Origin of the sequence: Pseudomonas sp. B21-048, assembly GCF_024748615.1 — a bacterium.
In the GTDB taxonomy this organism is placed as follows: Bacteria; Pseudomonadota; Gammaproteobacteria; order Pseudomonadales; family Pseudomonadaceae; genus Aquipseudomonas.
Map to the genome: position 1 here is coordinate 5,314,426 of NZ_CP087168.1, position 17,435 is coordinate 5,331,860.

A 17,435-nucleotide genomic window follows, 5' to 3' on the forward strand; every position below is an offset into this window, starting at 1 on the left:
GGTACGAACGGCACCTCAAAGATACGATTTCACGAAGGACTAGACCGGCAAAATCGGCGAAAAAGCAGAGTTTAGCTGCTAAACACATGCCTTCCGTCGCAAACCTATACAGCCTGATCAAACACAAAGGCCTGATAGGCGTGGCCGCCAGTAAAACGGATCAGTATCCTAGCACCCTCTCGCCCGCCGACGCTAAGACCAAGCGGGCAGCCCAACAGGTTTAAAAACGAATGAATGCTCTAGCCCGCCGCGCTGCAGGCCTGCTGTTCAGCACAGTTTGTCTGCCCCTTTCAGCCCTGGCTGCCGATCCACAACCCACCCACGAATTCACCCTCGACAACGGCCTGAAGGTTGTCGTGCGCGAAGACCATCGTGCACCGGTCGTCGTTTCCCAGGTCTGGTACAAGGTTGGCTCAAGCTATGAGACCCCGGGCCAGACCGGGCTGTCCCACGCGCTGGAACACATGATGTTCAAGGGCAGCGAGAAAGTCGGCCCCGGCGAAGCGTCGCTGATCTTGCGCGACCTCGGTGCCGAAGAGAACGCCTTCACCAGCGATGACTTCACCGCTTATTACCAAGTGCTGGCCCGTGATCGTCTGGGCGTGGCCTTCGAGCTGGAAGCCGACCGCATGGCCAACCTGCGCCTGCCAGCCGACGAGTTCACCCGCGAGATCGAGGTGATCAAGGAAGAACGTCGCCTGCGCACCGACGACAAGCCGATGTCCAAGGCCTACGAACGCTTCATGGCCATGGCCTACCCTGCCAGCGGTTATCACACGCCGACCATCGGCTGGATGGCGGACCTCGACCGCATGAAGATCGAAGAACTGCGCCACTGGTATCAATCCTGGTATGTGCCGAACAACGCTACCCTGGTAGTGGTCGGTGACGTGACCCCGGACGAAGTCAAAACCCTGGCCCAGCGTTACTTCGGCCCAATCGCCAAGCGCGACGTGCCATCCGCGAAAATCCCGCTGGAACTGGCCGAGCCCGGCGAACGGAAAATCATCCTGCATGTGCAGACTCAATTGCCGAGCCTGATGCTGGCCTTCAACGTGCCGAGCATCGCCACCGCCGAAGACAAGCGATCGGTGAATGCCCTGCGCCTGATCTCCGCACTGCTCGACGGCGGCTACAGCGGCCGGATCCCGACGCAACTGGAACGCGGCGAAGAACTGGTGTCCGGCGGTTCGTCGAGCTACGACGCCTATACCCGTGGCGACAGCCTGTTCACTTTGTCGGCCACGCCGAACACCCAGAAGAAGAAAACCATGGCCCAGGCGGAAGCCGGCCTGTGGAAACTGCTCGAACAGCTGAAAACCACCGCGCCATCCACTGAAGAACTGGAGCGCGTGCGAGCGCAGGTCATTGCCGGCCTGGTCTACGAGCGTGACTCGATCACCAGCCAGGCCACCGCCATCGGCCAACTGGAAACCGTCGGGCTGTCCTGGAAACTGATGGACACCGAACTCGCCGATCTGGAAAGCGTGACCCCGCATGACATCCAGAAGGCCGCCAAGCTGTATTTCACTCGCGCACGTCTCAGCGTCGCCCATGTACTGCCACAGGAGACGACTCATGAGTGAGCGTAAAAAACCGCGCCTGGCCCTGATCGGCCTGATCGTCATTGCACTGCTCGGGTCCGCCGCCTTCTATTTTTCCAAGCCTGATGAAACCAGCGCCAGCGAAGCCCTCGACAAAGCCAAGGCGAGCCAGAAACTGCAATCGTTGACGGAGCTCGACGGCAAGGCCCCAAGCCATCGCTCACTGAACGTGCAGACCTGGAACACCGCCGAAGGTGCCAAGGTGCTGTTCGTCGAAGCCCGTGAGCTGCCGATGTTCGACATGCGCCTGACTTTCGCCGCTGGCAGCAGCCAGGACGGCGATGCATCCGGCCTGGCACTGTTGACCAACGCCATGCTCAACGAAGGTGTGGCTGGCAAAGACGTCGGCGCTATCGCCCAGGGCTTCGAAGGGCTGGGGGCCGATTTCGGTAACGGCGCCTATAAAGACATGGCGATTGCCTCGCTGCGCAGTCTCAGTGCCGCGGACAAACGCGCGCCGGCCTTGAAGCTGTTCGCTGAAGTCGTCGGTAAACCGACCTTCCCCGCCGATTCGTTTGCCCGCATCAAGAACCAGATGCTGGCCGGCTTCGAATACCAGAAACAGAACCCCGGCAAACTCGCCAGCCTGGAGCTGATGAACCGCTTGTATGGCGATCACCCGTACGCGCATTCCAGCGATGGCACGGCGAAAAGCATTCCACCGATCACCCTGGCGCAGCTGCGGGCCTTCCATCAGAAAGCCTACGCTGCTGGCAACGTGGTGATTGCGTTGGTGGGCGACTTGTCGCGCGCCGAGGCCGAGGCGGTTGCCGCACAAGTCTCCGCCGACCTGCCCAAAGGGCCGGCCTTGGCAAAAATCGAACAACCGACCGACCCCAAGCCCAGCATCGGCCACATCGAGTTTCCGTCCAAGCAGACCAACCTGATGATCGCGCAACTGGGCATCGACCGTGACGATCCGGATTACGCGGCGCTGTCGCTGGGCAATCAGATCCTTGGCGGCGGTGGCTTCGGTACCCGGTTGATGAGCGAAGTGCGCGAGAAGCGCGGCCTGGCTTACGGCGTGTATTCGGGTTTCAGCCCGATGCAGGTTCGCGGCCCATTCATGATCAACCTGCAAACCCGTGCCGAGATGAGCGAAGGTACGCTGAAACTGGTGCAGGATGTGCTCGCCGACTACCTTAAAACCGGCCCCACCGAGAAAGAACTCGACGACGCCAAGCGTGAACTGGCCGGCAGCTTTCCGCTGTCCACCGCCAGTAACGCCGATATCGTCGGTCAGCTTGGCGCCATGGGTTTCTACAACTTGCCGTTGAGCTATCTGGAAGACTTCATGCAGCAGTCCCAGAGCCTGACCGTCGAGCAAGTCAAAGCTGCACTGAACAAACACCTGAGCACGGACAAACTGGTCATCGTCAGCGTTGGCCCGACCGTGCCACAAAAGCCTTTGCCGGCCCCCACAGACAAACCTGCCGAGCAACCGCTCGGGGTTCCGGAGCATTAATGGCCAGTCCATCGCGTCCAAAAAAACCTGTTCACAACGTGCATAACGGTGTGAATCAACTGCGCATCATTGGCGGCCAATGGGGCAGCCGAAAGCTGAGCTTCCCCGATGCGCCAGGCTTGCGTCCAACACCGGACCGAGTCCGTGAAACCCTGTTCAACTGGCTCGCGCCTTATGTCGCCGGGGCCAAGGTGCTCGACCCCTTTGCCGGTAGCGGCGCGTTGTTTCTCGAGGCTTTGTCCCGTGGCGCAGCAATGGGCCAGGCGCTGGATGCCAGCAACATCGCGGTAGCGAGCATCAAGGAACATCTGGGCACCCTGCGCTGCACGACTGGTCAGGTACAGACTGCCGACGCCTTGCGCTATCTGGAAACCCAACCGGCAACGGCATTCGATCTGGTGTTTCTCGACCCGCCGTTTAATCAGAATCTGTTGCCGGCCGTTTGCACGTTGCTCGAAGAGCGTCATTGGCTGAGTGACGATGCGTGGGTCTACACTGAAAGCGAAACGGCACCGTCGATATTGGGTTTGCCAGAAAATTGGCGCCTGCATCGGGAGCAAAAATCAGGACGGGTGTACTACGCGTTGTGGCAACGTATGGCAGGGATCGCCGGTTAGTCCGGCCTGTAGAAACGGTGCGAAGCTCAGTCAGTTAACGCTGCGGGTAAGCACCGCTGCATCGAGAGCAATCGTGTCCCATCTGCCAGAACGCTTCAACCCCGCCTTCACGCCCGCCTACGGCCTGGGCAATCCGCACTTACAAACCCTGTGGGGACCGCTATGGCGCAAAACCACTCACCTGGACCGCGAGCGCGAACGTTTATGGCTCGAAGACGGCGACTTCCTTGACCTGGACTGGCACGGCCCCCACAGCGCGAATGTGCCACTGGTGTTAGTGCTGCACGGCCTGACCGGCTCATCGAATTCGCCTTACGTGGCGGGCATGCAAAAGGCTCTGGGCGCCCAAGGTTGGGCCAGCGTCGCGCTGAACTGGCGAGGCTGTTCCGGCGAACCCAATCTGTTGCCGCGCAGTTACCATTCCGGGGCCAGTGAAGATCTGGCGGAAACCATCAAACACCTGCGGACCCAGCGCCCCCTCGCGCCCCTGTACGCGGTCGGTTATTCCATGGGCGGTAACGTGTTACTCAAGCATCTGGGCGAAACCGGCAGCAACAGCGGTGTGCTTGGCGCAGTAGCGGTGTCCGTGCCGTTTCGCCTCGATCACTGCGCCGATCGGATCAGCCAGGGTTTTTCCAAGTTCTATCAGGCGCATTTCATGCGGGAGATGGTCGCCTACATCAAGAACAAGCAGCGCAGGTTTCAGCATGAAGGGCATCAGGATGGCTTGGCGGCATTGGCGGCGCTGGGCTCGCTGGAGAATATGCGCACCTTTTGGGATTTCGATGGCCGGGTGACCGCGCCGCTGAATGGTTTCGCCGATGCCGCGGATTATTATCGCCGCGCGTCGAGTCGTTATTTCCTTGGGGAGATTCGCACACCGACCCTGATTATCCAGGCGGCCGATGATCCGTTTGTGTTTCCTCATAGCCTGCCGCATGCCGACGAATTGTCTGCCTCCACTCAATTCGAGTTGCAGGCCAAGGGTGGGCATGTCGGCTTCGTCGAGGGCTCGTTTCGGCAACCGGGTTACTACCTGGAACGGCGCATTCCCCAATGGCTAGCCACCACAGGACGCAAGTAACCCATGGATTTGGATCAGGGCGAATCGATTCACTTCTGGCAAACGGCGCCGTTGGCTGGGGTCGAGTTGTTGTCCGCACGCTACATCGAACAACGCTTCACCCCCCACGTGCACGACGGCTATGTGATCGGCATGATCATGGCCGGCGCCCAGCGTTATCGCTATCGAGGCGCCGAGCATCTGGCCGGCAGCGGCACACTGGTGTTGATCAACCCGGATGAACTGCACACCGGCCACAAAGGAACGGAAGGTGGTTGGTTGTATCGGGCGTTTTATCCCGACAGCGGGCAGATTCTTTCACTGCTGGACGAGCTCGAACTGCCGACCGATACCTTGCCGGCGTTTGGCGCCACGCTGTATCGCGATCCGGATCTGGTGAAGGGATTCTGCCAACTGCATTGCTTGCTGGAGAGTCCGTCCATGGCGCTGCAGCAGCAAACGGTCTGGCGGGAAATGATGCTGTCGCTGTTGCAACGTCACGCAGCCGTTCCGATCGCCAACAACCCTGGCAAGGAACACCGGGCGGTAACCCTGGCCAAGGAACTGCTGCAATCACGCTTGGCGGCGCCGCCCTCGCTGGAAGAACTGGCGGCGACGGTGAACCTGTCGCCCTTCCACTTCGCCCGAGTATTCCGCAGAGCCACCGGTATGCCGCCACACACTTGGTTGATGCAACAGCGTATCGCCCGGGCACGAGCGCTGTTACAGCGCGGCTGCCTGCCGCTGGAGGTCGCGACGCAGCTGGGTTTTGCCGATCAAAGCCATCTGAGTCGGCAATTCAAACAGGTTTACGGGGTAGGACCGGGGGCGTATCGCAGCGCGCGGCAGCTGTGAAATCTCAAGAGCACCTTATTAACCATATGGGAGCGAGCCTTTGTGGCGAGAGGGCTTGTCGGAACGCCGCATCGCCCCGTTGGGCTGCGAAGCAGTCGCAGATCGGACGACGAGGTCTAACTGAAGCACCGCATCCGCTCGCTTCGTGAGTGCTTCGCACTCCAACGGGGGCAAGCCCCCTCGCCACAAAGGCTCGCTCCGACAGGGTTTGGCGTTTACTCGCCCTTGGCGACGCCTCGCGCGGGATCGTTGATCCATTCGCTCCACGACCCGGCATACAACGACCCCAACGGATAACCCGCCAGGCACAAGGCAAACAGGTTGTGGCAGGCGGTCACCCCGGAACCGCAATACGCGACCAGCTCCGTCGGTGAACGATCACCGAGCTTTGCGGCAAACCGTTGCTTGAGCTGTTCGGCCGGCAGGAACCGACCGTCGCTGCCCAGGTTATCGGTGAACGCGGCACATTGTGCGCCGGGGATGTGCCCGGCAATTGGATCGATCGGCTCCACTTCGCCCTTGAAGCGCGGTAAGCCGCGGGCGTCGAGCAAGGTCAATGCGGGCTGGCCGAGACGTTGCTGGAGTTGTTCGGCACTGAGCACCAACGAAGCATCCGGCGTGCCGGTGAAGGTGCCACGGGTAACCGACGGCGGATCAAGACTCAGGGGCAATCCGGCGGCGTGCCACGCTTTCAGCCCACCATCGAGAATGAACACGCCATCGCGCTTGCCCAGCCACGCCAGCAACCACCAGGCCCGCGCCGCGTAGGCACCGGGACCGTCATCGTACAAAACCACTTCGCTGTCGGCGTTGATGCCCCAGGCTTGAAAGCGTTCGATCAAGTCGGCGGACTCAGGTAACGGATGACGCCCAGTCACCCCCTTGACCACCGCACCACTCAAATCACGCCCCAGATCGGCAAAGCTCGACCCGGCAATGTGCCCTTCGGCGTAGCTGCGCTGACCGTAATCAGGGTCTTCGAGGGCAGAACGACAATCCAGAATCACCAGCCCCGGCGCCTCCTTTTTCCGGTCCAACGCTTGCGGGCTGATCAGTTGCGCAATGGGCATAACGGGCTCCTGTGAGGTTGTCTGTCTACAATCCTACTGCACTCTTTATCCCACTTCTTCCAGCGCCTGGGCCAGCGGCACGTAAAACTCTTCGAACAGCGCATTCACCGCATCGCGAGATTGATCCGTGACAAAACCGGCCTCCAGCACCAACACCTGATACACCCCTCGTTTGATGGCCTGTTCGCTCAGATGGTTGGAGTTTTCCCGCGTGGTGCACAGAAAGCGCACCCATGAGGTAAGGATGATCCAGGCATTGAGGGTCAGGGATTCGATCTGAACCTTGTCCATGCACAGAATGCCCGCCTCGACGAAGCCCGCGTAGATGTGCGTGCCCTGGATCAGGCAGCGCTGGGAAAAGCGCCGGTAACGGGCGGCCAACTCGGGGTCGCTGTCGAGCAAATGCTCGAGGTCGCGATGCAGGAAGCGGTAGCGCCACATGGCGGAGAGCAATTCCTTGAGGTAGAAGCGCTTGTCGTCGACCGTCGCGGCGCGCCCCTGAGGTGGGCGCAGGAAGCTGTCCACCAGGTTTTCGTACTCACTGAACAACACGGCGATGATCGCCTGCTTGTTGGGGAAGTGGTAGTACAGGTTGCCCGGGGAAATCTCCATGTGGGCAGCGATATGGTTGGTGCTGATGCTGCGCTCGCCCTGTTGATTGAACAGCTCCAGGCTGTTCTGCACGATGCGCTCGCTGGTTTTGATCCGAGGGGCCATGGCTTGAGCTTTAATTCAGAGTGCGGTGAGAGGCATCTTACGACCTATCCGCGAAGGGATAAAACAAAGCTGCACCAGAAGAGTATTTGACACCTTAGAGCATAGACTCTAAAAAAGTCGCTGAATAAACCCGGAGCCGACCATGCCTGCTGACATCGCCTACCTGAAAAATCCGCAGCAGCCTCTGGACGATCTTCAAACGCTATTCGATGCGCAACGCGCGGCATATTCAGGCAACCCAATGCCCCCGGCGGCTCAGCGCCAGCAATGGCTAAACTCGTTGCAGGACCTGCTGAGCAATGAGCGTCAGGCCCTGATCGACGCCATCAACCAGGACTTCGGTCACCGCAGCGCCGATGAAACCCTGCTCGCCGAACTGATGCCCAGCCTGCACGGCATTCACTACGCCAGCCGGCACCTCAAAGACTGGATGAAAACCTCGCGACGCAAAGTCGGTCTCGCCTTTCAACCCGCGTCGGCCAAAGTGGTTTATCAGCCGTTGGGCGTGGTCGGCGTGATCGTGCCGTGGAACTACCCGCTTTACCTGGCCATCGGGCCGTTGGTGGGTGCGTTGTCAGCGGGCAACCGGGTGATGCTCAAACTCAGCGAATCGACCCCGGCCACCGGTTTGCTGCTCAAGGAATTATTGGGGAGGGTTTTCCCCCAGGACCTGGTCTGCGTGGTGCTGGGTGAGGCCGATATCGGTGTGGCGTTCTCGCGGCTGCGGTTCGATCACTTGCTGTTCACGGGCGCCACCAGCATCGGCAGACACGTGATGCGCGCGGCAGCCGAGAACCTGACGCCGGTGACCCTCGAACTGGGCGGCAAGTCCCCGGCCATCGTTTCCCGCGATGTGCCACTCAAGGACGCCGCCGAACGCATCGCTTTCGGCAAGACCCTCAACGCCGGGCAAACCTGTGTCGCCCCGGACTACGTGTTGGTGCCGGAAGACCGCGTCGGCTCTTTCGTCGAAGCCTATCGTCAGGCGGTTCGCGGGTTTTATCCGACGCTGGCCGACAACCCGGACTACACCGCCATCATCAATGACCGGCAGCTGGCGCGGCTCAACGGCTACCTCAGCGACGCCACCAGCAAGGGCGCGCTGCTGATTCCGCTGTTCGATCAGGGCCAGGGGCGGCGCATGAGTCATAGCCTGCTGCTCAACGTCAGCGACGACATGACGGTGATGCAGGACGAAATTTTCGGCCCGCTGCTGCCGATCGTGCCGTACAAGGATCTCGACGAAGCATTTGCCTACATCAACCAACGCCCTCGTCCGCTCGCGCTGTATTACTTCGGCTACGACAAGCGCGAGCAAAACCGCGTCCTCCACGAAACCCATTCCGGCGGTGTTTGCCTCAATGACACCTTGCTGCACGTGGCTCAGGACGACATGCCGTTTGGCGGCATCGGTGCCTCGGGCATGGGCCACTACCACGGCCACGAGGGTTTTCTGACCTTCAGCAAGGCCAAAGGCGTGTTGATCAAACAGCGCTTCAATGCGGCAAAACTGATCTATCCACCCTATGGCAAATCCATTCAGAAACTGATCCAGAAGCTGTTTATCCGCTAACGATCTCGTGCTGTCACCGCGCGACCTGCTTAAATTCAGCCTCGGCGCCCGTGCGTTTATGGCCCCGGCCGGATCAGGCGCGAGCCTCAGCGGCTGCTCTTCGGCTGACGGCGCAATTGGCCACTTTGCTGGCCCGACGTTTGAAAAATCCATGAAAACGCGGAATATTCCCATCGTCTATAGTGCTTTCTTACCCAACAGGCGACTTGGCCGACCGGGAAGGCTGCGATACCATCCGACTCCCCAACGGATTCCCGCCAGGACGACGCGATGAACCGAGTGTTGTACCCAGGTACCTTCGACCCTATTACCAAGGGCCATGGCGATCTGGTCGAACGCGCCTCGCGCCTGTTCGATCACGTGATCATCGCCGTCGCCGCCAGCCCAAAAAAAAACCCGCTGTTTCCCCTGGAACAACGCGTGGAGCTGGCCCGCGAGGTCACCAAACATTTGCCGAACGTTGAAGTCGTCGGTTTCTCGACGCTGCTCGCGCACTTCGCCAAAGAGAAGAATGCCAACGTGTTCCTGCGTGGTTTGCGCGCGGTGTCGGACTTCGAATACGAATTCCAGCTGGCCAACATGAACCGCCAACTGGCACCGGACGTGGAAAGCCTGTTTCTTACCCCATCCGAGCGTTATTCGTTCATTTCCTCGACGCTGGTCCGTGAAATCGCAGCCCTGGGCGGCGATATCACCAAGTTCGTCCACCCGGTGGTGGCCGACGCCCTTACCCTACGCTTTAAAAAGTAGGAGCTACCGAAGGTTCGGGCCGCGTTCGGACGATCTTTTACGGCTGCCGCAATCTTCGATCGCTGCACTTGATCGCGCCCGCGTGCACTGCGGGCGCCAATGCGGCACAATTGTGCGCATTGATTTATTGCGCCCGGGCCTGCCGCCCCGGCTGGAGTTAGCATGTCCCTGATCATCACCGACGATTGCATCAACTGCGACGTCTGCGAACCCGAGTGTCCGAACGCCGCCATCTCCCAGGGCGAAGAGATCTATGTGATCGACCCGAATCTGTGCACACAATGTGTTGGCCACTACGACGAACCGCAGTGCCAGCAGGTCTGCCCGGTGGATTGCATCCCGCTGGACGAGGCTCATCCGGAGACTGAAGAGCAGTTGATGGAGAAGTACCGCAAGATCACCGGTAAGGCTTGAGTCATTCGGCGCCTGTCAGGGCGCCGAAGCTCTTAGAGCTCACTCTCGCTGCTCAAACCCTTCCCCGATACACCCCAGACACCGCACAAATGCGGCTTTCGCCGGGTCGACCACCAACGCCTGCCCCGCATCGCCAATGCCGCCACCCAGTGCGGTAAACGGCAACGACAGCACAAACGCGCCGGCACCGATCACGGTCGCCACCACCAACAATGGTCGGGCAATCAGTAAATCGCCAAGCATGGCGTAGGCCGGTGGGTTCTGGATGGTGTAACGCGGATCGCCGCTGCCGTTTTCAGCCGCCAGCGCGGACGCACCGACGCTCAGCAGCAGCGTAACGACAAGGGTTCGAAACAGATTCATGGCACGGTCCTTCGGCTAGGCAGTCAGAACACTGACTATAGACCGTAGGCAGGATCAGCTCTGACAGCGCGGACAAAAGACGCTGGCGCGCTGCCCCAGCTTGACCTCCCGCAGTGCTGTGCCACAGACCTTGCAGTGTTCACCACCACGGCCGTACACGAACAGTTCCTGCTGGAAGTAACCCGGTTGACCGTCACCACCGATAAAGTCCCGTAGCGTGGTGCCGCCGCGTTCGATAGCGGCGGCCAGGATGCGTTTGATCTCGATTCCCAGCTTCAAATAGCGAGCCCGGGAAATGCTCTTGGCTTCGCGCCGGGGATCGATACCGGCGGCGAACAGCGCTTCGGTCGCATAGATATTGCCGACGCCGACGACCACCGCGTTGTCCATGATGAACGGCTTGACCGCCATGGAACGTCCGCGCGATTGCTGAAACAAACGCTCGCCGTCAAACAGGTCGGTCAATGGCTCCGGCCCGAGGCGAATCAGTAATTCATGGTTGAGCGGGTCCAGGCTCCAGAGCATCGCGCCAAAACGTCGCGGGTCGGTGTAACGCAGGGCCAGGCCCGATTCCAGTTCAATGTCCACATGCTCATGCTTGGCCGCCGGCATGCCGGCTTCTACCAGCCGCAAATTCCCCGACATCCCCAAATGACTGATCAGCGTGCCGACTTCGGCGTTGATCAACAGGTACTTGGCGCGCCGTTCCACCAGCACGATGCGCTGGCCGGACAACCGCACATCCAGGTCTTCGGGGATCGGCCAGCGCAGACGGCGCTCACGCACAATCACCCGGCTGACGCGCTGGCCTTCCAGGTGCGGCGCTATCCCGCGGCGGGTGGTTTCGACTTCCGGCAGTTCAGGCATGGGGCTCTCGAATCAGGCGAGGTTCGACACTCAACGAGTGGCGAGGTCGCGAATCTCTTGTTTCTGGGTTTCAAAATCGTATTCCGACAGACCGATGTAATCGAGCACCAGAGGCCCGACACTGTTCCATTCATGGTCTTCGGACTGGTTGCCCAGCACCCGGAAGGAGGCGCAAATGTGCTCGGCCATCTTCAGGAGCGCCAGCAAGTTTTTCAGTGGTGTGTTGCGCGACGATTCATCACTGAAAATGGCCAGGGCATTGTGATGGTTGGCAATGGCCTGGGTGACGTGTTCCGGCAGGCGCCAGGACTTGGCGGTGTAATACCCGACCACCGCATGGTTGGTGTTGTAATTTTTGTTCTCGGTATCCACCACGCGGCATTCGGCGCTGGCGGTGCCATAGGCCTGCTCCAGCACTTTCATGTAATCGGGGAATTTCTTGAGCATCAACGGGATGCCGCAATCGTGGAACAGGCCCAGCGCATAGGCTTCATCACCGGCCTGGACACCGACGCGTTTGGCCAGGGTCAGGCACGTCATCGCTACGTCCTGTGCCGTGTCCCAGAAACGGTTGAGGGTGACGATGGCGTCGTCGTTGAGCTCACCCTTGATCGATTGCGCATTGATCAGGTTGATGATCGAACGGCTGCCCAACAGGTTCACTGCCCGCTGGATCGCGGTGATTTTGTTGCTCAAGCCGTAGTACGGCGAGTTGACGATTTTCAGCAAGGCGCCGGAAAGGCCTGGGTCCTGGGAGATCAGCTTCGCGATCACCTCCAGGTCCGGGTCGGGCATGTATTGCTCCATCTGCAGATCCACCATGATCTGCGGCTGGGCCGGCACGCTGATGCCTTGCAGGGACTGTTGAATCTGTTCGGTCGTCAGTTCTTGGGACATCAGTACGCACTCCGGGTCAGGCGGGGATTCTAACCTTTATAAAGTTCGATCCGACACATTGGCCGGTAGATCACTTGAAGTTTCATCCGCAAATGCTCAGGCCCTCTTCCGGGCACAGCGCAAGCTCCCTCGCCACATGTCCAGTCGCCGGCCTATCCTGGATCTCAACACGCTATACTCCCGCTCTTTTTTCCGGAGCGACGTCATGTCCCTGCCTAGCCTGCGCCTCAAAGCCAACGCCGACCGTCGCCTGCGAAACGGCCACTTGTGGGTTTACAGCAACGAAATCGATGTAGCCGCTACGCCTTTGCACGGTTTCAAGGCCGGCGACCAAGCGATCCTCGAAGCCGCCAGCGGCAAGCCGCTGGGCATCGTTGCCATGAGCCCGAACAACCTGATCTGCGCCCGCTTGCTGTCACGCGACATCAAGTTGCCGCTGGACAAGTCGCTGCTGGTGCATCGCCTGAACGTGGCCCTGTCCCTGCGCGATCGCCTGTTCGACAAGCCGTTCTATCGCCTGGTCTACGGCGACTCCGACCTGCTGCCAGGCCTGGTGGTCGACCGTTTCGGCGACATCCTGGTGGTGCAGATCGCCTCGGCGACCATGGAAGCTCACAAAGATGACGTGATCGCGGCACTGACCCAAGTGCTCAAGCCAAGCGGCATTCTGTTCAAGAACGACTCCGCCGCCCGTGATGCCGAAGGCCTCAACCGCTACGTCGAAACCGTGTTCGGCCTGGTGCCGGAGTGGGTCGCGCTGGAAGAAAACGGCGTGAAATTCGAAGCGCCCGTCATCCAGGGGCAGAAAACCGGCTGGTTCTACGACCACCGCATGAACCGCGCGCGTCTGGCCCCTTACGCCAAAGGTAAACGCGTACTGGACTTGTACAGCTACATCGGCGGCTGGGGCGTTCAAGCGGCTGCCTTCGGCGCCAGTGAAGTGTTCTGCGTCGACGCTTCGGCCTTCGCCCTCGACGGGGTCGAGCGCAACGCCGCACTGAACGGCGTCGCCGAAAAAATGACCTGCATCGAAGGCGACGTGTTCGAAGCCCTGAAGGAACTGAAAGCCAGCGAAGAACGTTTCGACGTCATCGTGGCCGACCCTCCTGCCTTCATCAAACGCAAGAAAGACATGAAAAACGGTGAAGGTGCTTACCGTCGTCTGAACGAGCAAGCCATGCGCCTGCTCAGCAAGGACGGCATCCTGGTCAGCGCTTCATGCTCGATGCACCTGCCGGAAGATGATCTGCAGAACATCCTGCTGACCAGTGCCCGTCACCTGGACCGCAACATCCAGATGCTGGAGCGCGGCGGTCAGGGCCCGGATCACCCGGTACACCCGGCCATTGCCGAGACCCGCTACATCAAGAGCATTACCTGCCGTTTGTTGCCAAACAGCTGAGTGTGCTGGTTTGACGGGGAGCCAACAGGCTCTCCGTCAGCCGTTTTGCTCCCACAAAATCTACTTTTCGCCCTCAACGTCTTACTCTTGCAGTCCTACTGGCTTGCAGGACGTTTCCCTGCAGATCCTACTTTAAAGAATACGACTTACAAACTTCCTCCAAACCCAAGATCGCTCCGACAAAATTACTGGAATATTCCTACTTAATATCCCCTTGATAAGAACTCATTACGGCCTATGATTAAGTTGTCACCACGAAGTGACACTCACTATCAATAACAAGGAGTTCAAAACATGAAAGCAATTACTCTGGAAGCTAACAAGATCGCTAATCTGGCTTTTCTGGTTGCGCCAAAAGCCCGTTAAGTAAATGAGACGCTGGGGAGTGCCGGCTACCCAGCGTTTTCTATGGCACAGCCCAGAGCGAACGGCCCATCATGCAGATAAATCCATACCTGTTCATACTTCCCCGTACGCCCGGACAAATAGTCTGGGATTACAAAAATCACAAACAATTTGAACTCAATCTTGAATATTCAACCCGGCTCGCACAACTTATCAGCGACCCCGAACTGTATAACGACAGCAACATAGTCGACACTCAACTTTTTAACGCTGGAATACTGACCACTTCAATACAAGACACTCTTGAATGGGGCTGGGATGAACTGTCGAAAATATTTCATATCGGCACCAAGAACATCCCCTGCGTACATATTCCTCAGAATATCCATGAATGGTCCCGACACTATCTGGACCATTGCACCGAAGTACTGGCCGCTCCCGCGCCGCACGCCAGGCTTACAGAACGCCATGCAGGTGAGTTGATTGCCCTGCCAAAACCTGCCTGCCCACCCGAAGGTGCTCTTGCCAATGTCCTGGTCAGTCGAAAAACCTGCCGCACTTTCACGGATGCAGCGGTTTCACTGAAGGATGTCAGCACACTGCTTTACCTGTCCCTGGGCTATTTACATGAGCGTGACAACGACATCGACGAAACCATCGTCGAAGGTCTCGGTGCCCGGCGCAGCAGCCCGTCCGGTGGCGGACTGAATGCTTGCGAAGGTTTTCTTCTTGTACAAAACGTCAACGGCCTGAATCCCGGGCTCTACGCCTACCATCCCATCGATCATGCACTGAGCTTTGTCAACCCGATACCTTCCTCGCCCTTGGGGCAGTTGCTGTGTGGGCAACATTTCATCAATAACCTGCCGGTGGGCCTGTTCATTACCGCTCGCTTCGACAAGTTGTGGTGGAAATATGAACACTCGCGAGCCTACCGCATGGCCTTCGTGGAGGCGGGGCACATTTCCCAGACGTTCCAGTTGGTGGCCACTGCTCTGGGGTTGAACACGTGGCTGACCGGAGCGCTGACGGACGATCAGGTCGAAATGTTACTGGGGCTCGAGAACAGCGCGGAACAACCCTTGTTTTTTGTTGGCTGCGGGCAGAGCGAAGGGCAAGTGATGTGTAAGGAATTAAAAGAACTGCTGAGCAGTCGGGAGCCGCAACAATGACTCATCCCACCATTGACCCGTTGGACCGCCCCGTTTCATGGGCTCATTGTTTCACCCTCGGCGACTGGAATACCCGCGCGTCGGTGCGAACCAGCGAGCATGACTATCTATTACCGCCAGACCTGGAACAGCAACTGGAAACACGTCACTGGTTTCCCCCAGGTTTCCTGGCTTACCTGAATCACCCGGCTATCAAGGCGCTAGGTCCAACCGTCATCCATCGGCTGTCGGCCAATCATCTGGTGTACTTCCTCGACTACACCACCGTGCTCGAACATCGCATCGTCAACCGTTCCGTGGAAACCATCATCCACGGCGAACTGAAGGTCAACATTCCTTCGCGGATGAAAACTGCCGCGCTTCAGCTTTATACCGACGAGGGTTATCACGCGCTGTTCTCCAATAGCCTTGCCGAGCAGATTGCCGGGTTCTACGGGATCAACTTGCGCCCGGTCATGCCGCAGCGCATCACGCGATTGAACACCCTGCTCGAGCGCACACCTGACAAGCACCGAGCGCTGGCCTGGTTTCTCGTCGGGTTCGTGTCGGAGACGATCATTGCCAGGGAACTGCTCGACGCCTGCCGTGACGACCTGGTGTCCAGCGTCCAGGCAATGCTCAGGGATCATCTTGCGGATGAGGCGCGCCACAGTCGCTATTTCTCTGAAGTGTTCCATTACCTGTGGCTGACGCTGAACAGCCGCCAACGCCTATTCGCCGCCAGGCTGTTGATGGACTGCATCCGGATTTTCTTCGAAGCCGATGAGCGCTGGCTGCGGGAAAGCCTGCACAGCGCGGGGGTCGGCGAGACAGCCGTCACGGAAGTTCTCGGCGAGCTGACCAGCCCCCAAGCCACCCTTGTCCGTGCGCGATCCGGCGCCGAGGCAATGCTTCAGGCTCTGAAGAAGGCCGGTTTCTTCGATCTGGCTTACAACCGGCAACTATTCATGAAGGCAGGACTGATCGATGGATGAAGGCCACTCTGCTGCAACCTCCAGACACCGCCGAGGAAAGGTCAGCCTGTTGTTGGCAATGGTGCTGCTTGGCGTGTTCCCGCTGGATGTCCTGCTTCCCTCGTTCCCTGCGCTCGCCGAACACTTTCGCAACACGCGGGCCGATATTGCGCTGTCGGTCAGTCTATTTGCCATCGGCATAGCGGCCTCTCAACTGCTGCTCGGGCCGCTGTCCGATGTGATCGGGCGCAAAGGACTGTTGCTCGCCGGAATAACCGTTTCGATGCTGGGCGCAGTGGGCTGCCTATTGACCACGGACTATGGCTACTTCCTGCTGTTCCGTGTCATTCAAGCCTTGGGCTGCGGGTGTTTCGTGCTGTCACAAGCGCTGGTGCAGGATCTGTTCGAGGGTGAGGAACGTACCCGGTTGCGGGTCCTGATGGTCACCGCCAGCGGCATTTTCATCTCGGTCTCGCCATTGGCCGGAACATTCCTGCAAGCCACGCTGGGCTGGCAGGGCAGCTTTGGGATGTTTATCGCAGTGGCTGGCGTGGTACTGCTCAAAGCCTGTCTGTTTCTCGAAAACACCCGTCCGGTGGTAACTGGAGCCCGGCCGAATATCCTCCAGTCTTATGGTCGGGTCCTGCGTGATGCCGACTTCTTGCCCTACTGGTTGATCTCTGCCTTTGCTTTCGCCTGCCATTTTTCGTTCATCGTCATTTCGCCGCTGATTTTCATGGATCAACTCCAGCTATCGGCCTATGACTTCTCGCTGATTCTGTTGATGTACGGCGGCGCCTACATTGTCGGAGGCATGGTGGCGACTCTCTTGGGTAAACGCATCAGTCCCGGCCATCAAATCATCAGCGGGTTGAGCCTGATCCTGCTGTCTGGCCTCATCATGCTTTACCTCGCGAGCCACTTTGCGCTGTCCCCGATCACCGTCCTGATACCGATGCTTATCTGTACCGCCGGCACCACCATCACTCGACCGGCCGCCAGTTCCAAAGCCATGAGCCTGTTCCCTGAAAATGCGGGAACCTCCGCGTCGGCCGGCAGCACGGTGACTTTCATCTGCGGTGGATTGATCAGTGCGCTCATCAGCCTGAGCCCGGCCAATCTGCAATCCACTCTTGGATACAGTTTCATCATTTTGAGCAGCGCGGCGCTGGCGCTGAACAGTCGTATCAATCGTCGAGCCAAAAGCCCAAGAGCCAGCCCAAGCACCGAATAATCCGGCCGATCGTCACCCCACACGCGCCATCAGCGCTGGTTCAACACTTTCCGGCATTCCCTCTTGACGCCACC

General features: G+C 59.2%; 17 protein-coding genes and 1 pseudogene. 13 read left to right on the forward strand and 5 right to left on the reverse strand.

Annotation, left to right across the window (positions count from 1 at the left end):
• The first annotated feature begins 230 nt into the window (after nucleotides 1-230).
• The 5 genes from LOY56_RS24975 to LOY56_RS24995 all read left to right on the forward strand — a co-directional run bounded on the left by LOY56_RS24975 (nucleotide 231) and on the right by LOY56_RS24995 (nucleotide 5,604).
• Nucleotides 231-1,586, forward strand: coding sequence for a pitrilysin family protein (locus LOY56_RS24975; RefSeq protein WP_258617915.1), 1,356 nt, complete (start codon nucleotides 231-233; stop codon nucleotides 1,584-1,586).
• On the forward strand, nucleotides 1,579-3,069 hold the full coding sequence (locus tag LOY56_RS24980; protein WP_258617920.1) for a pitrilysin family protein: 1,491 nt from the start codon (nucleotides 1,579-1,581) through the stop codon (nucleotides 3,067-3,069). The genes LOY56_RS24975 and LOY56_RS24980 overlap by 8 nt, the downstream gene beginning before the upstream one ends.
• Nucleotides 3,069-3,686 carry a 16S rRNA (guanine(966)-N(2))-methyltransferase RsmD gene (gene rsmD / locus LOY56_RS24985; RefSeq protein ID WP_258617924.1) on the forward strand — a complete coding sequence of 206 codons (618 nt, stop codon included), beginning with the start codon at nucleotides 3,069-3,071 and terminating at the stop codon, nucleotides 3,684-3,686. Before LOY56_RS24980 ends, rsmD begins: the two co-directional genes overlap by 1 nt.
• Nucleotides 3,687-3,759: 73 nt before the next feature.
• On the forward strand, nucleotides 3,760-4,770 hold the full coding sequence (locus LOY56_RS24990) for a hydrolase (protein WP_258617929.1): 1,011 nt from the start codon (nucleotides 3,760-3,762) through the stop codon (nucleotides 4,768-4,770).
• 3 nt (nucleotides 4,771-4,773) lie between these two features.
• On the forward strand, nucleotides 4,774-5,604 hold the full coding sequence (locus LOY56_RS24995) for an AraC family transcriptional regulator (protein WP_258617930.1): 831 nt from the start codon (nucleotides 4,774-4,776) through the stop codon (nucleotides 5,602-5,604).
• 215 nt (nucleotides 5,605-5,819) lie between these two features.
• Here the strand turns inward: LOY56_RS24995 and LOY56_RS25000 are convergent, their stop codons facing one another.
• Nucleotides 5,820-6,674: a sulfurtransferase gene (locus tag LOY56_RS25000; protein WP_258617931.1), complete on the reverse strand. Its 855-nt coding sequence runs from the start codon at nucleotides 6,672-6,674 to the stop codon at nucleotides 5,820-5,822.
• Nucleotides 6,675-6,719: 45 nt separating this feature from the next.
• Nucleotides 6,720-7,391 (reverse strand): TetR/AcrR family transcriptional regulator, encoded by a 672-nt coding sequence (locus LOY56_RS25005; RefSeq protein WP_258617932.1) that lies wholly within the window; start codon nucleotides 7,389-7,391, stop codon nucleotides 6,720-6,722.
• Nucleotides 7,392-7,533: 142 nt separating this feature from the next.
• On the opposite strand from LOY56_RS25005, the gene LOY56_RS25010 reads away from it, so the two are divergent.
• From LOY56_RS25010 to LOY56_RS25025, 4 genes and pseudogenes are all read left to right on the forward strand, one after another.
• A complete protein-coding gene (locus LOY56_RS25010; protein ID WP_258617933.1) occupies nucleotides 7,534-8,964 on the forward strand; it encodes a coniferyl aldehyde dehydrogenase in 1,431 nt (476 codons plus the stop codon).
• Between the two features lie 7 nt (nucleotides 8,965-8,971).
• Nucleotides 8,972-9,085 (forward strand): annotated as a pseudogene (locus LOY56_RS27100) (twin-arginine translocation pathway signal protein); the annotation flags it as partial.
• Nucleotides 9,086-9,234: 149 nt separating this feature from the next.
• The gene (gene coaD, locus LOY56_RS25020; protein ID WP_095052503.1) at nucleotides 9,235-9,714 is read left to right on the forward strand and encodes a pantetheine-phosphate adenylyltransferase; all 480 of its coding nucleotides are present in this window, start codon (nucleotides 9,235-9,237) and stop codon (nucleotides 9,712-9,714) included.
• A 162-nt stretch (nucleotides 9,715-9,876) separates the two neighbouring features.
• Nucleotides 9,877-10,128: a YfhL family 4Fe-4S dicluster ferredoxin gene (locus LOY56_RS25025; protein ID WP_003195146.1), complete on the forward strand. Its 252-nt coding sequence runs from the start codon at nucleotides 9,877-9,879 to the stop codon at nucleotides 10,126-10,128.
• A 39-nt stretch (nucleotides 10,129-10,167) separates the two neighbouring features.
• Here the strand turns inward: LOY56_RS25025 and LOY56_RS25030 are convergent, their stop codons facing one another.
• Genes LOY56_RS25030 through LOY56_RS25040 form a run of 3 tightly spaced genes read right to left on the reverse strand, consistent with a single transcriptional unit; the run spans nucleotide 10,168 to nucleotide 12,201 of the window.
• A complete protein-coding gene (locus LOY56_RS25030) occupies nucleotides 10,168-10,491 on the reverse strand; it encodes a multidrug transporter (protein ID WP_258617951.1) in 324 nt (107 codons plus the stop codon).
• A 54-nt stretch (nucleotides 10,492-10,545) separates the two neighbouring features.
• On the reverse strand, nucleotides 10,546-11,358 hold the full coding sequence (gene mutM, locus LOY56_RS25035) for a bifunctional DNA-formamidopyrimidine glycosylase/DNA-(apurinic or apyrimidinic site) lyase (protein ID WP_258617954.1): 813 nt from the start codon (nucleotides 11,356-11,358) through the stop codon (nucleotides 10,546-10,548).
• 30 nt (nucleotides 11,359-11,388) lie between these two features.
• The gene (locus LOY56_RS25040; protein WP_258622882.1) at nucleotides 11,389-12,201 is read right to left on the reverse strand and encodes an HDOD domain-containing protein; all 813 of its coding nucleotides are present in this window, start codon (nucleotides 12,199-12,201) and stop codon (nucleotides 11,389-11,391) included.
• Nucleotides 12,202-12,460: 259 nt separating this feature from the next.
• Between LOY56_RS25040 and LOY56_RS25045 the strand changes: the two genes are divergently transcribed.
• The 4 genes from LOY56_RS25045 (at nucleotide 12,461) to LOY56_RS25060 (ending at nucleotide 17,361) form a co-directional block, all read left to right on the forward strand.
• Complete coding sequence (locus tag LOY56_RS25045; protein ID WP_007897847.1) at nucleotides 12,461-13,657, forward strand: class I SAM-dependent rRNA methyltransferase; 1,197 nt, start codon at nucleotides 12,461-12,463, stop codon at nucleotides 13,655-13,657.
• 437 nt (nucleotides 13,658-14,094) lie between these two features.
• Nucleotides 14,095-15,174, forward strand: coding sequence for a SagB/ThcOx family dehydrogenase (locus tag LOY56_RS25050; protein WP_258617955.1), 1,080 nt, complete (start codon nucleotides 14,095-14,097; stop codon nucleotides 15,172-15,174).
• Nucleotides 15,171-16,148, forward strand: coding sequence for a diiron oxygenase (locus LOY56_RS25055; protein ID WP_258617958.1), 978 nt, complete (start codon nucleotides 15,171-15,173; stop codon nucleotides 16,146-16,148). The genes LOY56_RS25050 and LOY56_RS25055 overlap by 4 nt, the downstream gene beginning before the upstream one ends.
• Nucleotides 16,141-17,361 (forward strand): MFS transporter, encoded by a 1,221-nt coding sequence (locus tag LOY56_RS25060; RefSeq protein WP_258617961.1) that lies wholly within the window; start codon nucleotides 16,141-16,143, stop codon nucleotides 17,359-17,361. The genes LOY56_RS25055 and LOY56_RS25060 overlap by 8 nt, the downstream gene beginning before the upstream one ends.
• Nucleotides 17,362-17,435: the final 74 nt, after the last annotated feature.